This is a genomic window from Azospirillum humicireducens (assembly GCF_001639105.2).
GTDB classification, from domain to species: domain Bacteria; phylum Pseudomonadota; class Alphaproteobacteria; order Azospirillales; family Azospirillaceae; genus Azospirillum; species Azospirillum humicireducens.
Window position 1 is genome coordinate 169,473 of sequence record NZ_CP028903.1, and the last position, 12,680, is coordinate 182,152.

Annotated in this window: 13 protein-coding genes; 12 read left to right on the forward strand and 1 reads right to left on the reverse strand. The window is 69.0% G+C overall.

The features are described 5' to 3' along the window. Positions 1-2 precede the first annotated feature (2 nt). Complete coding sequence (gene tauA / locus A6A40_RS18595) at positions 3-1,019, reverse strand: taurine ABC transporter substrate-binding protein (RefSeq protein WP_108547403.1); 1,017 nt, start codon at positions 1,017-1,019, stop codon at positions 3-5. A 402-nt stretch (positions 1,020-1,421) separates the two neighbouring features. Between tauA and A6A40_RS18600 the strand changes: the two genes are divergently transcribed. The 12 genes from A6A40_RS18600 (at position 1,422) to A6A40_RS18655 (ending at position 12,645) form a co-directional block, all read left to right on the forward strand. Beyond that, the gene (locus A6A40_RS18600; protein ID WP_108547404.1) at positions 1,422-1,646 is read left to right on the forward strand and encodes a hypothetical protein; all 225 of its coding nucleotides are present in this window, start codon (positions 1,422-1,424) and stop codon (positions 1,644-1,646) included. Positions 1,647-1,689: 43 nt separating this feature from the next. Continuing rightward, positions 1,690-3,024 carry a phenylacetate--CoA ligase family protein gene (locus tag A6A40_RS18605; protein WP_108547405.1) on the forward strand — a complete coding sequence of 445 codons (1,335 nt, stop codon included), beginning with the start codon at positions 1,690-1,692 and terminating at the stop codon, positions 3,022-3,024. Between the two features lie 27 nt (positions 3,025-3,051). Then, positions 3,052-3,672: a malonic semialdehyde reductase gene (locus tag A6A40_RS18610; RefSeq protein ID WP_108547406.1), complete on the forward strand. Its 621-nt coding sequence runs from the start codon at positions 3,052-3,054 to the stop codon at positions 3,670-3,672. A gap of 60 nt (positions 3,673-3,732) precedes the next feature. Further along, positions 3,733-4,785, forward strand: a complete 1,053-nt coding sequence (locus A6A40_RS18615) for an ABC transporter permease (protein ID WP_108547407.1) — start codon at positions 3,733-3,735, stop codon at positions 4,783-4,785. After that, positions 4,779-5,573, forward strand: a complete 795-nt coding sequence (locus A6A40_RS18620) for an ABC transporter ATP-binding protein (protein WP_108547408.1) — start codon at positions 4,779-4,781, stop codon at positions 5,571-5,573. The genes A6A40_RS18615 and A6A40_RS18620 overlap by 7 nt, the downstream gene beginning before the upstream one ends. Positions 5,574-5,585: 12 nt before the next feature. Continuing rightward, a complete protein-coding gene (locus A6A40_RS18625) occupies positions 5,586-6,224 on the forward strand; it encodes a cysteine dioxygenase family protein (protein WP_108547409.1) in 639 nt (212 codons plus the stop codon). Positions 6,225-6,238: 14 nt separating this feature from the next. Then, positions 6,239-7,843: a rhodanese-like domain-containing protein gene (locus tag A6A40_RS18630; protein WP_108547410.1), complete on the forward strand. Its 1,605-nt coding sequence runs from the start codon at positions 6,239-6,241 to the stop codon at positions 7,841-7,843. Positions 7,844-7,854: 11 nt separating this feature from the next. Beyond that, positions 7,855-8,844, forward strand: coding sequence for an ABC transporter substrate-binding protein (locus tag A6A40_RS18635; protein WP_108548016.1), 990 nt, complete (start codon positions 7,855-7,857; stop codon positions 8,842-8,844). Positions 8,845-8,872: 28 nt separating this feature from the next. Continuing rightward, entirely contained in the window at positions 8,873-9,778 is a 906-nt protein-coding gene (locus A6A40_RS18640; RefSeq protein WP_108547411.1) for a LysR substrate-binding domain-containing protein, read from the forward strand. A gap of 128 nt (positions 9,779-9,906) precedes the next feature. Continuing rightward, positions 9,907-10,719, forward strand: a complete 813-nt coding sequence (locus A6A40_RS18645) for an ABC transporter permease subunit (protein ID WP_108547412.1) — start codon at positions 9,907-9,909, stop codon at positions 10,717-10,719. Positions 10,720-10,725: 6 nt separating this feature from the next. After that, on the forward strand, positions 10,726-11,604 hold the full coding sequence (locus tag A6A40_RS18650; protein WP_108547413.1) for an ABC transporter ATP-binding protein: 879 nt from the start codon (positions 10,726-10,728) through the stop codon (positions 11,602-11,604). A 27-nt stretch (positions 11,605-11,631) separates the two neighbouring features. Beyond that, positions 11,632-12,645 (forward strand): ABC transporter substrate-binding protein, encoded by a 1,014-nt coding sequence (locus A6A40_RS18655; RefSeq protein WP_108547414.1) that lies wholly within the window; start codon positions 11,632-11,634, stop codon positions 12,643-12,645. Positions 12,646-12,680 lie beyond the last annotated feature (35 nt).

Below are 12,680 nucleotides of genomic sequence, written 5' to 3' on the forward strand. Positions count from 1 at the left end.
AATCAACGGATGTCCTTGACGTACTCCGCGGTGACGAAGCTGCCGTAGCTGGGCAGCACGGTGGAGATCTTCTTCTGCTCCTTCAGGAACTCCGCCGTGTCCTTCAGGATTTTGGCGGCACCGGCTGATTCCCCGCCGGCCAGCCAGGCGGTGGAGGCCTGCACCTCCGCCGGGACCAGAGACAGGTTGGTCAGCGCCGAGGCATGATCGGACGGGGTGCCGCCCAGAAGCTTCGCCAGCGTCTTCGTATTCTCCGAGTCCGGACCCCAGGCCGCCTTGTCGTTACGGAAAGAGGCGCTGTAGCGCTCGATGGTGCCGGCGAAGTTCTTCAGGAAGGCGGGATTGTCCTTGGCGAAGGCGGCGGTGGCCACCCAGGCGGTGAAGGTGGGGGCGCCGCGGTCGGCCACCTCGCGCGAGGTCAGCAGCACCTTGCCGGTCTTCTTCAGCTCGGTCAGGGCGGGGTCCCAGACGAAGGCGCCGTCCAGGTCGCCGCGGTTCCAGGCGGCGACGATGTCCGGCTGCGGGATGGCGAAGACCTGGGCGTCACGCTCCGTCAGCTTCTCCTGCTTCAGGACGGCGAGCAGTTGGTAATGGTCGGTGGAGACCGGAGCTGCGGCCAGCTTCTTGCCCTTCAGGTCCGACGGCTTCTCGATGCCGGACCCGTTGCGCACCACCAGGGCCTCGTCGGTGCCGGAGATGGTCGCAAGGTGGAAGGCCTTCACGTCCAGCCCGCGGCTGACCGCGGCGGCGAAGGGGCTGGAGCCGACATAGCCGACCTGCACGTCGCCCGAGGCGATGGCGGCGAAGATCTCCGCGCCCGAATTGAACTTGCGGAAATCGATCTCCGTGCCGGTCGCCTTGGCGAAATCGCCATTGGCGATGGCGACCGAGGAGGGCAGCGCGTCGGTCTGATAGCCGACCACGACCTTGCCGGACGCCGCTTCGGCGGTGAGGGGAGCGGCAAAGGGAGCGATGGTCGCCAGGGCGGCATAGAGGAAGGAAGGCAGAATGGGCTTCATCGTCGCGTTCCCCGTCACGGTGTGAATGCCGGCATGCGAGCGCCGGAAATTCGAATGTCCGGAAACTCTAAAGCGACGCCCGCGCCGTTGTCACCATAAAATCTATCTTCCTATGGGGAAATAGTGTTATAAAACATTTTATCCGTGTTAAACTATGCGGCCATGGCGTTGCTGGGCGCTATGTCGGCCCGGATTCCCCGACCTTGAGCGGACCGAGGGCGGTACCGGTTCCGCCAAAAACACCGCGCCATACAAAGCTGGCTCTTGACCTTGCCGATTTTTCCTACTTTCCTATAGATAATTAAGAAATTGAGCGACTTTCCCTTGTGATATGCCTTTGCAGCCGTTCGGAAGCGCCACGGCCCTCACCACTTGACCCACCACCTGACAAGGAGATGTGCCATGAAGGGTTTCGATGATTTCGACAGGATGGTGATGGCGTCGCTCTGCCCCTCCGGCGCGCTCGTGCTGCCGCTTCTGCCGCCCGATGGGCCGGCGGCCGACCCGGCGGCCGGGGTGAGCGACGATGGCGTCCTCGACAATGGTCATGAGGACGATGGCCTGCTTCCCCTCGGTCTCGGCATCGTCTCGGCCATTCTCCTGGCTTCGTTGGCGGCGCTGGCCTGATCCGGCCGCCTGCCGCTCATACACTCTCGAAGGATAAGAAAAAGTGGCGGTTCAGGACCATGACGCATACTGGCACCCCGGTCTGGAAACCCAGAGCCGCACCGACTGGCGGCAACTGCAGCTGGACCTGCTGAAGGACCATCTGCGGCATGCTTACGAAGGTTCCCCCTACTACCGCGCCGCCTTCGATGCGCAGGGGGTGTCGCCGACCGACCTGCGCACGCTGGATGACCTGCGGCGTTTCCCCTTCCTGGATAAGGCGACCATCCGCGACCGGCAGGTCGCGGTGCCGCCCTTCGGCGATCTGGTCGCCGTTCCGGAACGGGAGATCGTCTACATCTCCGCCTCCAGCGGGTCGACCGGGGTGCCGACAGCCTCCCCCTTCACCGCCAAGGATTTCGAGGAGTGGATCGACTATGAGGCGCGGCAGTTCTGGTCGAGCGGCCTGCGCCCGGCCGACCGCTACGCCCATGCGCTGAACTTCTCGCTGTTCGTCGGCGGCCCCTGCGTGCTGGGTGCGCAGAAGCTGGGAGCGCTCAGCATCCATGCCGGAACCCTGCCGTCGGAACGGCTGCTGGCGGTGTTGGACCAGTTCAAGGCGACGGCGCTGTGGACGACGCCATCCTATGCCTGGCACCTGGGTGAGACCGCCCAGCGCGAAGGCATCGACCCGGCCCGCGACCTCGCCGTCCGCCGCCTGTTCGTGGCGGGCGAGCCCGGCGGCTCCATTCCCGAGACGCGCGAGCGGATCGAGGCGCTGTGGGGTGCCGAAGTCTACGACTATTACGGCCTGTCCGACATCTTCGGCTCCTGCGCCGGCATGTGCGTGGAGAAGGACGGGTTGCATTGGGCCGAAGACCATATCCTGGTCGAGGTGCTGAACCCCGAAACCCTCGAACCGGTGGCGGAGGGCGAGCGCGGCGAGCTGGTGCTGACCACCCTGCGCAAGCGCGCCCGCCCGATCATCCGCTTCCGCACCGGCGACATCGTGTCGGTGACGACGGAACCCTGCCGCTGCGGCCGAACCTCCCTGCGGCTGAAGGGCGTGCATGGGCGGCTCGACGACATGCTGATCGTCAAGGGCGTCAACCTGTTCCCCGGCGATGTCGAGGCGGTGGTGCGCCAGGACCCGGCGCTGACCGGCGAATACCGGCTGGTGCTGGACCGGGTCGAGCGACTGGATCGCCTGACGGTCGAGGCGGAACACACCCAGGGCTTCAACGGCGATCTGGAGGAGTTGCGGAGCCGGCTGCGCCGCCGATTGAAGGCCGCCACCGGTGTCGGGGCGGAGGTCGCCCTGCTCGCCCCCGGCACGCTGCCCCGCGCCGTCCACAAGGCCAAGCGAATCGACGACCGCCGCCAGCATGTGTGGTCGTGACCCAATCCCCTGACGGAGCCCGCTCCCATGCCGGACACCCATCTTCCCGCCACCGAACAGCCGCCCGATGACATTGCCCAGGCGGCGGCCGATCGCCTGTTCCTCAATGCCCGCACGCCGCAATCCTGGTCAGACCGGCCGGTCCCGGTGGAGACCCTGCATCGCCTTTATGAACTGGTCCGGCTGGCGCCGACCGCCTTCAACGGCAGCCCGGCGCGCTTCGTCTTCCTGACGACGCCGGAGGCCAAGGACCGGCTGCGCCCGGCGCTGAGCCGCGGCAACCAGTCCAAGCTGACGGCCGGGGCCATCGCCATCGTCGCCTATGACCGCCGTTTCTTCGAGCATCTGCCGCTGCTGAGCCCGCATTACGACCCCTCGCCGATGTTCGTCGACGAACCGTCGCTGGCCGAAACCACGGCGTTCCGCAACGGGTCGCTGCAGGCCGGCTACCTGATCCTGGCGGCCCGGCTGCTGGGGCTGGATGCCGGACCGATGTCCGGTTTCGATGCAGAGGCGGTCGATGCGGAGTTCTTCGCCGACGGCCGCCTGCGCACGAACCTGCTGGTGGCGCTGGGCCATGCCGACGGACAGCCGTCGCGCCCGCGCGCCCCGCGGCTGGACGTGTCGAAGGCGGTGGTGATCCTTTGAGCCCAACGCCGTAGCGGCCGCCCGGACGAACGAACCGGCCGGCCGAACCGGAGACCAACCATGAGCGTGAACGACACGGCCGCCGCCCTGCCGGCGGTCAACGGCGCAGCTTTGCCGGGTGGCGGCTCCCTGCCATCCGGCCTCCCGCTGCGCTTTTCCGCCGCCGCCCTGCTGTGGTTCCTTGCTGCCGGGGTGACCGCCCTGTGGCCCGATGCCGCCGATGCGGAGCCGTGGGAACGGACCGGCGAGTTCGCCAGCCTGCTGGTGGTCGCCGCCGGGCTGCTGGCGCTGATCGCCCCACTGACCGTGGTCATCCGCCCGGCGGCGCGCAGCCGGCTGGCATCCGCCATCGCGGGCCTGTCGGCGTCCGTGCCCTGGCTGATCGCCCTGGCGCTGGGCATCACCGGCTGGCAGATGCTGACCGCCAAGCTCAACCTGCTGCCGCGCCCCTTCTTCGTGCCGCCCCAGGCGCTGCTGGAGGTCTATCTCGACGACTGGCCGCGGCTGCTCGACTGCTTCGCCGCCTCGCTGAAGCTGCTGGTCACCGGTTTTGCCGTGGGTTCGGTGCTGGGCGTGGTGACGGGGGTCGCCATCGGCTGGTCGCGCGCGGTCGGCTACTGGGTCCATCCCGTGCTGAGGCTGATCGGCCCGCTGCCGGCGACCGCCTGGCTGCCCATCGCCTTCTTCGCCTTCCCGACCAGCTGGAGCGCAAGCGTCTTCCTGATCGCGCTCGCCAGCGGCGTGCCGGTGACCGTCCTCACATGGTCCGGCGTGGCCGGGGTCAACAGCGCCTATTACGACATCGCCCGCACGCTGGGCGCGTCGCAACGCTTCCTGGTGCTGAAGGTCGCCGTCCCGGCGGCGATGCCGCATGTCTTCGTCGGCCTGTTCATGGGGCTCGGCGCCTCCTTCGCCGTTCTGGTGGTGGCGGAGATGCTGGGCGTGAAGTCCGGCGTCGGCTGGTACTTGCAATGGGCCCAGGGCTGGGCCGCCTACGGCAACATGTACGCGGCCCTGCTGGTGATGGCGCTGGTCTGCTCCGGTCTGGTGGCGCTGCTGTTCCGCGTCCGCGACCGCCTGCTCGCCTGGCAGAAGGGAATGGTGAAATGGTAGCGCTGGAAAACACCGACACCGCCGGCCGGTCCGCGGGCATGACCATCGACGTGCAGGCGGTCAGCCACAGCTTCGAACTGCAAGGCGCTCCGCTTCCGGTGCTGGACGGGGTGGAGCTTCGGGTCGAGCCGGGGGAACTGGTCGCCCTGCTGGGGCCGAGCGGCTGCGGCAAATCCACCCTGCTGCGGCTGGTCGCCGGGCTCGAACCGCCCAGCCAGGGCCGCATCCTGGCCGATGGCCATCCGATCACCGGTCCCGACCCGTCGCGCGTCGTCGTGTTCCAGGATCCGACGCTCTATCCCTGGCGCACCGTGCGCGACAACGTCGCCCTTGGGCTGGAGGCGCGCGGCCTGCTGCGCTCCCAGGGCCATCGGGTGGAGAAAGCGCTGTCGCTCGTCGGGCTGACCGGCTTCGAGAAGGCCTATCCGCACCAGTTGTCGGGCGGCATGGCCCAACGGGCGGCGCTGGCCCGCGCGCTGGTCAACGACCCGCGCCTGCTGATCCTCGACGAGCCGTTGGGCAAGCTGGACAGCCTGACCCGGCTCGCCATGCAGAGCGAACTGGTCGATCTGTGGCGCAGCACCGGCTTCACCGGCCTTCTGGTGACCCACGACATCGAGGAGGCGCTGTTCATGGCGACCCGCGTCATCGTGTTCAGCGGCCGCCCTGCCCGCATCAAGGCCGACCTGCCCGTCGACCGCCCCTATCCCCGCCACCGCGGGGATCCCGTTCTGACCGAGCTTCGCCACCGCATTCTCGAACTGCTCGGCCTTGCCGAGACCTGGTGAGGACGACCGACCATGCCCGACAGCAAAACGCCCGATACAGCCACCCCCAACCTGGCCCGTCTGCGCGGCTTCATCGCCGACTTCACCCGATTGGTGGAGCGGCACGGCGACGACGAAGCCGCGGTGCTGGACGCCGGCCGCGTCCTGCTGGCCGATCTGATCGCGACCGACGACTGGCTGCCCGACGCCTATGCCCGGCCCGATCCAGTGCATTACCGGCAATATCTGCTGCATTGCGACCCGTACGAACGCTTCTCCGTCGTCAGCTTCGTCTGGGGACCGGGACAGCGGACGCCGATCCACGACCACACCGTCTGGGGACTCGTCGGCATCCTGCGCGGGGCGGAACGGTCGCAACGCTATGACCTCCAGCCCCAGGGCGGCCCGCCCATCGCACATATGTCCGAAATCCTGAAGGTCGGGTTGGTTGAGGCGGTCTCGCCCCGAATCGGCGACGTCCATGCCATCGCCAACGCGCTGCCGGACCGGCCGTCCATCAGCATCCACGTCTATGGCGGCAACATCGGCGCCGTCCGGCGGTCGGTGTTCGACCCGCTGACCGGCCAGCGCAAGCCCTTCATCTCCGGCTACGCCAACAGCGCCCTGCCCAACCTGTGGGACCGCTCGCAACCCGTCCCCCATGCCGCCTGAGGATCCGAAGCATCATGACCGCAGCCGCACCGCTCGCCACCCGCAAGCCCGCCGACATCCGCCGCGCCTGGATCGAGCGCGACGAGGTCGCCCTGCTCGACGCGCGGGAGGAAGGCCCCTATTCGCTGGCCCACCCGCTGTTCGCCGTCTCCATCCCGCTCAGCCGGGTCGAGTTGCTCGCCTACGGCCTGCTGCCGCGGCGCGACGTGCCGATCACCGTCTATGACAATGGCGAAGGCTATGCCGAGCCGGCCGCCCGCCGGCTCCAGACATTGGGCTACCGCGACGTGACTTTGCTGGAAGGCGGACTGGCCGGCTGGATCGCCGCCGGCTTCGAGGTCTACCGGGACGTGAACGTGCCCAGCAAAGCGTTCGGCGAATGGGTCGAACACCATCGCCACACCCCCTCGCTGCCGGCGGCGGAGGTCAAGGCGCTGATCGACGCCAAGGCCGATCTGGTCATTCTGGACGCCCGCCGCTTCGAGGAATACCGCACCATGTCGATTCCCGGCGGTATCAGCGTGCCAGGGGCCGAACTGGTCAAGCGGGTCCACGACATCGCTCCCGATCCAGACACGCTGGTGGTGGTCAACTGCGCCGGCCGCACACGCTCGATCATCGGCACGCAGTCACTGGTCAATGCCGGCATTCCCAACCGCGTGGCCGCCTTGCGCAACGGCACCATCGGCTGGACTCTGGCCGGGCTGGCGCTCGACAGCGGGCGTGAGGGCCGCTTCCCCGAGATCTCGGCCGAGGGCGACGCATGGGGCCGCCAGGCGGCGCGCGCGGTGGCCGACCGGGCCGGAGCCGGCCGGATCGATGCGAAGACGCTGGACCGCTTCCGCGGCGACGAACGCCGCACGCTGCACCTGTTCGACGTGCGCACGCCGGAGGAGTATGAGGCGGGCCATCTGCCGGGCTTCCGCCATGCCGCCGGCGGCCAACTGGTCCAGGCGACCGACGAGCATGTGGCGGTGCGCGGCGCCCGCATCGTGCTGGCCGACGATCCGGCCGGCGGCGGCGGTCCGCGCGCCGACATGACCGCCTCCTGGCTCGCCCAGCTTGGCTGGGAGGTGCATGTGCTGGAGGGTGACGTGTCGGCCCTGGGCAGCGAGAGCGGCCCCGACCGCCGCCGCCTGCCGCCGGAACCGGATGTGGAGGCCGAGACCGTCGCGCCGCGCGACCTGCTGGCCCTGCTGGAGAATGGCGAGGCGGCGGTGATCGACATCACCCGCAGCCCGCGCTACCGCGCCGGCCATATTCCGGGAGCGTATTTCTCCACCCGCGCCCGGCTGGCCGGCATCATCGCGCTTCTGCCCAAGGGGGTCCGCCCGGTGCTGACCTGCGGCGACGGCACGCTGACCCGCTATGCCGTCGCCGACTTTCCCGCTGGCGAGCGTCCGCTTCTGCTGGCGGGCGGAACGAAGGGCTGGGTCGCTGCCGGCCTGCCGCTCAGCACCGACCTCGACCGGTTGGGCGGTGAACCCGACGACGTCTACAAGCGCCCCTACGAGGGCACCGACAACAGCGCCGCCGCCATGCAGGGCTACATCGACTGGGAGCTTGAACTGGTCGATCAGCTGAAGCGCGACGGCGCCCACAACTTCTTCGTCATCTGATGGAGGCGACCATGCCAACCGTTTCCCGTTTGCTGCCGCCCATTTCCCGCCGACACGCCTTTGGTCTCGGTCTTGGCGCCGCGGTCGCCGGCCTCCTGCCCCTGCGACAGGCACAGGCGGCCGTTCCCGCCGGCACCGTGCTGAAGGTCGGCGACCAGAAGGGCGGCGTGCAGTCGGTGCTGGAGGCCGCCGGGCTTCTGGCCGGCCTGCCCTACCGCATCGAATGGAGCCAGTTCCCGGCCGCCGCCCCGCTGCTGGAGGCGCTGAACGCCGGCGCCATCGAGGTCGGCTATGCCGGCGACGCGCCGACCACCTTCGCGCTGGCCGCCGGCACCTCGGCCAAAATCATCGGCGCCGTCCGCTCCAACCCGCAGAGCACGACCATCCTGGTGCCGGGCAGCTCGCCCATCCGCAGCGTCGCCGACCTGAAGGGCAAGACCATCGGCACCGGGCGCGGCTCCATCGGCCACTATCTCGTGCTGGCGGCGTTGAAGGCGAACGGGCTGAAGCCCGGTGACGTGAAGATCGCCTTCCTGCTGCCGTCGGACGCCAAGTCGGCTCTCGCCGCCGGCTCAATCGACGCATGGTCGACCTGGGGCATCTATGTGTCGCAGGCGCTGCTGGTGGACGGTGCCCGCGCGGTCGTCACCGGAACGGGGCTGATGAGCGGCCTGTCCTATCAGTCCGCCACGCTGGAGGCGATATCCACCAAGCGCGAGGCCCTGACCGACCTGATCCGCCGCACCGCCGCCGCCCGGTTGTGGGCTCTGGAAAACAGCGACGCATACGCCGGCATATGGGCCAAGGCGGTCGGGGTGGATCCAGCCATCGCCCGCCACACCTTCGGCGTCGAGCGGGCGCGGCCGGTCGCCATCGACGCCTCGGTCATCGCCGACCAGCAGGCGACATCCGATGTCTGGCGGGAATTCGGCATCATCCAGAACCGGCTGGATGCCGCGGCGATCTTCGATCCCGGCTTCAACAGCGCGCTGCCGGCCTGACGGCGAAGGTCGGCCCGAAGGCGACGCGATGGCGATGCTCCCCACCAACCTCGACATGGACGTGCTGCGGGCGCTGGTGATCGCCATGGAGCATGGCGGCTTCGCCCGCGCCGCCGAACGGCTCGGCCGCACCCAGTCGGCGATCAGCCTGCAGATGAAGAAGCTGGAGGAGCAGGTCGGCCAGCCGCTGTTCCGCAAGGCCGGGCGCACGGTGGCGCTGACCGATGCCGGCGACCTGCTGCTGGGCTACGCCCGCCGCCTCGTCGCCCTGAACGACGAAGCCCTGTCGGCCGCCCGCGGCCGGGCAATGGACGGTACCGTGCGGGTCGGCTTTCCCCAGGATCTGGCGGAGCGCTGGCTGCCCGCCGTGCTCGGTTCCTTCCACCGTGCCCATCCCCGCATCCATGTCGAAGCCCAGGTCGGCCGCGGGCGCGAACTGCGCGAGCGGGTGACACAGGGAGCGCTCGACCTCGCACTGGCCTTCGGCGAGATCGGCGGCAATTCCGCCACGACGGCAGCCGGTGCGGCGACCCTGGCCCATCTGCCGGTGGCCTGGGTCGCACCGGACGGCTTCCGCGCCGACCCTGAAAGCCCCCTGCCGCTGGCCCTGCTCGATGCGCCCTGCATGTTTCGCCAGCACGGCATCGAGCGTCTGGACCGCGGTGGGCGCCCTTGGCGCATCACCTTCACCAGCCCCAGCCTGTCCGGCCTGTGGGCGGCGGTGGAGGCCGGGCTGGGCGTCACGATCCGCACGCCTCTCGGCCTGCCCGACACGCTGGCGGCCCTTGAGCCGCATCATGACCTGCCGGAACTGGGCTCGGTCACGCTGGAACTGCATCGCGCGCCGTCCGCCGCCAACCCGGCGGTCGACCGTCTGCACGGGATTCTGGCGGACTCGCTGACTTCGGTCCTGCGCGACGCGGGCGCACAGTAATAACACAAGAAATACGTTACTTAAGTTTTTCTCAACAGTGTAGTTTGTGTTTTTTGTTTTTCCTATTCACGCAATAGGAATAGGCTTTCTCCCGTAGCCACCACAACAGACCGGCAACGGGAGGAACCATGACGGCAGCCACCGCGACCCGAGGGACAGGAAGCCGATCCCCGAGATGGACGCTTCCGGCGGGCCTGCGCCGCTGTGCGGTGCCGCTGGCGCTGCTGGTTCTCTGGCAGGCCAGCGTCGGTTTCGGGTGGATCTCCACCCGCTCCATTCCCTCGCCCAGCCAGATCCTGACCGCCTTCTGGGACCTGACGGTCAGCGGCGAACTGGCGGTGCATCTTCTGGTCTCGCTCGGCCGGGTCAGCGCCGGGTTGGCTATCGGCGTGTCGGTCGGCACCGTCTGCGCCCTGATCGCCGGCCTGTCGCGTCGGGGGGAAGACGCGCTGGACAGTCTGCTACAGATGCTGCGAACCCTGCCGCATCTGGCACTGGTGCCGCTGTTCATCCTGTGGTTCGGCATCGGCGAGACGCCGAAGATCGCGCTCGTGGCGCTCGGCACCGCGTTTCCGATCTACCTGAACCTGTTCGCCGGCATCCGCACCGTCGACGCCAAGGTGGTGGAGGCCGTCTCCACCCTCGGCCTGACGCGGTGGGAGATGATCGCCCAGGTGATCCTGCCGGGAGCCCTGCCCGCCTTCCTGACCGGACTGCGCTACGCGCTCGGCGTGGCATGGCTCAGCCTGGTGGTGGGCGAGCAGATCAACGCCTCCAGCGGCATCGGCTATCTGGCGATGACGGCGCGGGAGTTCCTGCGCACCGACGTGATCATCGTCGCCCTGATCGTCTACGCCGTCCTCGGCCTGCTCGCCGACCTGATCGTCCGCGTCATCGAACGCAGGGCGCTGGTCTGGCGCCCGGCCTTCATCAAGGAGTGAGCCACCATGAGCCACGCCCTTTCCCACATTCCCGCCTCTTCCAAACCCGCCTATTCGAAGCCAGTCGTCAGCGTCCGCGGCCTTGTCCGCAATTTTGGCAACGGCAACGTGCTTGACGGCCTGTCGCTCGACCTCGAACCGGGCTCCTTCACCGCCCTTCTCGGCCGCTCCGGCTGCGGCAAGTCCACGCTGCTGCGCACCCTGGCCAAGCTGGACCCGGCACCGGAGGGCAGCGTGCAGCTGCCGGAGGAGCGCGCCGTGGTGTTCCAGGAGCCGCGGCTGGTGCCCTGGATGCGGGTGCTGCGCAACGTCACGCTGGGTCTGCGCCACCCCGACGCCGAGGCCCGCGGCCTTGCGGCCTTGGCGGAGGTCGGGCTGTCCCACCGCGCCCGCGCCTGGCCGCTGACCCTGTCGGGCGGCGAGGCGCAGCGGGCGGCGCTGGCCCGCGCCCTGGTCCGCGAACCGCGCCTGCTGTTGCTCGACGAACCCTTCGCGGCGCTCGACGCGCTGACCCGGATGCGCATGCAGGGGCTGGTGGAAACGCTGTGGCGCGCCCATGCCCCTGCCGTCCTGCTGGTGACCCATGACGTGGACGAAGCGCTGCTGCTGGCCGACCGCGCCGTGGTGATGGCGAACGGCAGAATCGCCGCCGACATCCCGATCCCGCTCGCCCGCCCGCGCCGCCATGGCGACCCCGGCTTCATCGCCCTGCGCTCCCGCCTGCTGGCCGAGCTTGGCGTCGACGAGGAGCATCTGTCCACCCGGGAACCGCAGCGCACCGACGCCAGAGGAGCCGATGCCCCGGCAACCGAAGCCAGGGCGGCCGGCGTGAAACCCGGCGGCTACGGCCTGCCCGCCGGCGCCGCAGCCGCACCCAGCCTCTGACCCCTCGACGCCGACGGACCCGCCGCCATGACGACCGACATTGCCCGCCTCCCCTCCACCCCGTTCGGCCGCCGCACCCTGCTGCGCGGAGCCTGCGGCGCCCTGGCGCTGGGCACCCTGCCCGGCCTTGCGCAGGCCGCCTCCGGCCCGGCCTCCGAAACCGTCCTGCGCGTCGCCGACTACAAGGCTTTGGACGGGCTGGCGCTGGAGGCGTCCGGCAATGCCGGGTCCGGCTTCCGGTCGCAGTTCGCAGAATTCGCATCGGGCAACCTGATCGTCGAGGCGATCAACGCCGGATCCATCGATGTCGGCTCCAGCAGCGAGATCCCGCCCGCCTTCGGCATCGCCGCCGGCGCCCGGCTGTCCATCGTCGCCGTGGTCAAGGACGACGTGAATTGGCAGGTGGTTCTGGTGCCGCCCGGCAGCCCGATCCAATCGGTCGCCGATTTGAAGGGCAAGCGCGTCGGTTATGTCCGCGCCACCACCACCCAGTACTATCTCGCCAAGATGCTCGGCCAATCCGGCCTGCGCTTCACCGACATCCAGCCGATCAGCCTGACCCCGTCGGAGGGACAGGCCGCCTTCGAACAGGGCGCGCTCGATGCCTGGGCGATCTACGGCTACTCGGTGCCCTTCGCCATCAAGAAGGGGGCGCGGGTCCTCGTCACCTCCAACGGCTATCTGTCGGGCAACTACCTGTATCTCGCCTCGCCCGACGCGCTGGCCGATCCGAACAAATCCGCCGCCATCAGCGATTATTTCCTGCGGCTGCGCCGCGCCTTCGCCTGGCGAGCCGCCAACCTGGAGCGCTGGGCGCAGGTCCATTCCGCCGCCATCGGCGTGCCGGTCGAAACCGACCTGGAAATCCTGCGCAAGAACTCCCGCCAGCGCGATCTGGCGCCGATCACCGATGCGGACATCGCGTCGGCCCAGAACGTCGCCGACACCTTCCACCAGCTGGGCGTCCTGCCGAAGCGCATCGACATCGCTCCGGCCTTCGACCGCCGCTTCACCGACATCCTATCGCGTCCGCTCAGCTGAGCCCTATCAGCGGGCTGCCGCCACCCTGAACCCTC

Excerpts from the sequence above, each read along its gene's own strand:
- A6A40_RS18650 (WP_108547413.1), top strand. The coding sequence starts at position 10,726 with ATGAGCCACGCCCTTTCCCACATTCCCGCCTCTTCCAAACCCGCCTAT.
- A6A40_RS18630 (WP_108547410.1), top strand. The coding sequence starts at position 6,239 with ATGACCGCAGCCGCACCGCTCGCCACCCGCAAGCCCGCCGACATCCGC.
- A6A40_RS18620 (WP_108547408.1), top strand. The coding sequence starts at position 4,779 with ATGGTAGCGCTGGAAAACACCGACACCGCCGGCCGGTCCGCGGGCATG.
- A6A40_RS18635 (WP_108548016.1), top strand. The coding sequence starts at position 7,855 with ATGCCAACCGTTTCCCGTTTGCTGCCGCCCATTTCCCGCCGACACGCC.
- A6A40_RS18655 (WP_108547414.1), top strand. The coding sequence starts at position 11,632 with ATGACGACCGACATTGCCCGCCTCCCCTCCACCCCGTTCGGCCGCCGC.
- A6A40_RS18600 (WP_108547404.1), top strand. The coding sequence starts at position 1,422 with ATGAAGGGTTTCGATGATTTCGACAGGATGGTGATGGCGTCGCTCTGC.
- A6A40_RS18615 (WP_108547407.1), top strand. The coding sequence starts at position 3,733 with ATGAGCGTGAACGACACGGCCGCCGCCCTGCCGGCGGTCAACGGCGCA.
- A6A40_RS18640 (WP_108547411.1), top strand. The coding sequence starts at position 8,873 with ATGGCGATGCTCCCCACCAACCTCGACATGGACGTGCTGCGGGCGCTG.
- A6A40_RS18610 (WP_108547406.1), top strand. The coding sequence starts at position 3,052 with ATGCCGGACACCCATCTTCCCGCCACCGAACAGCCGCCCGATGACATT.
- A6A40_RS18625 (WP_108547409.1), top strand. The coding sequence starts at position 5,586 with ATGCCCGACAGCAAAACGCCCGATACAGCCACCCCCAACCTGGCCCGT.
- tauA (WP_108547403.1), bottom strand. The coding sequence starts at position 1,019 with ATGAAGCCCATTCTGCCTTCCTTCCTCTATGCCGCCCTGGCGACCATC.
- A6A40_RS18645 (WP_108547412.1), top strand. The coding sequence starts at position 9,907 with ATGACGGCAGCCACCGCGACCCGAGGGACAGGAAGCCGATCCCCGAGA.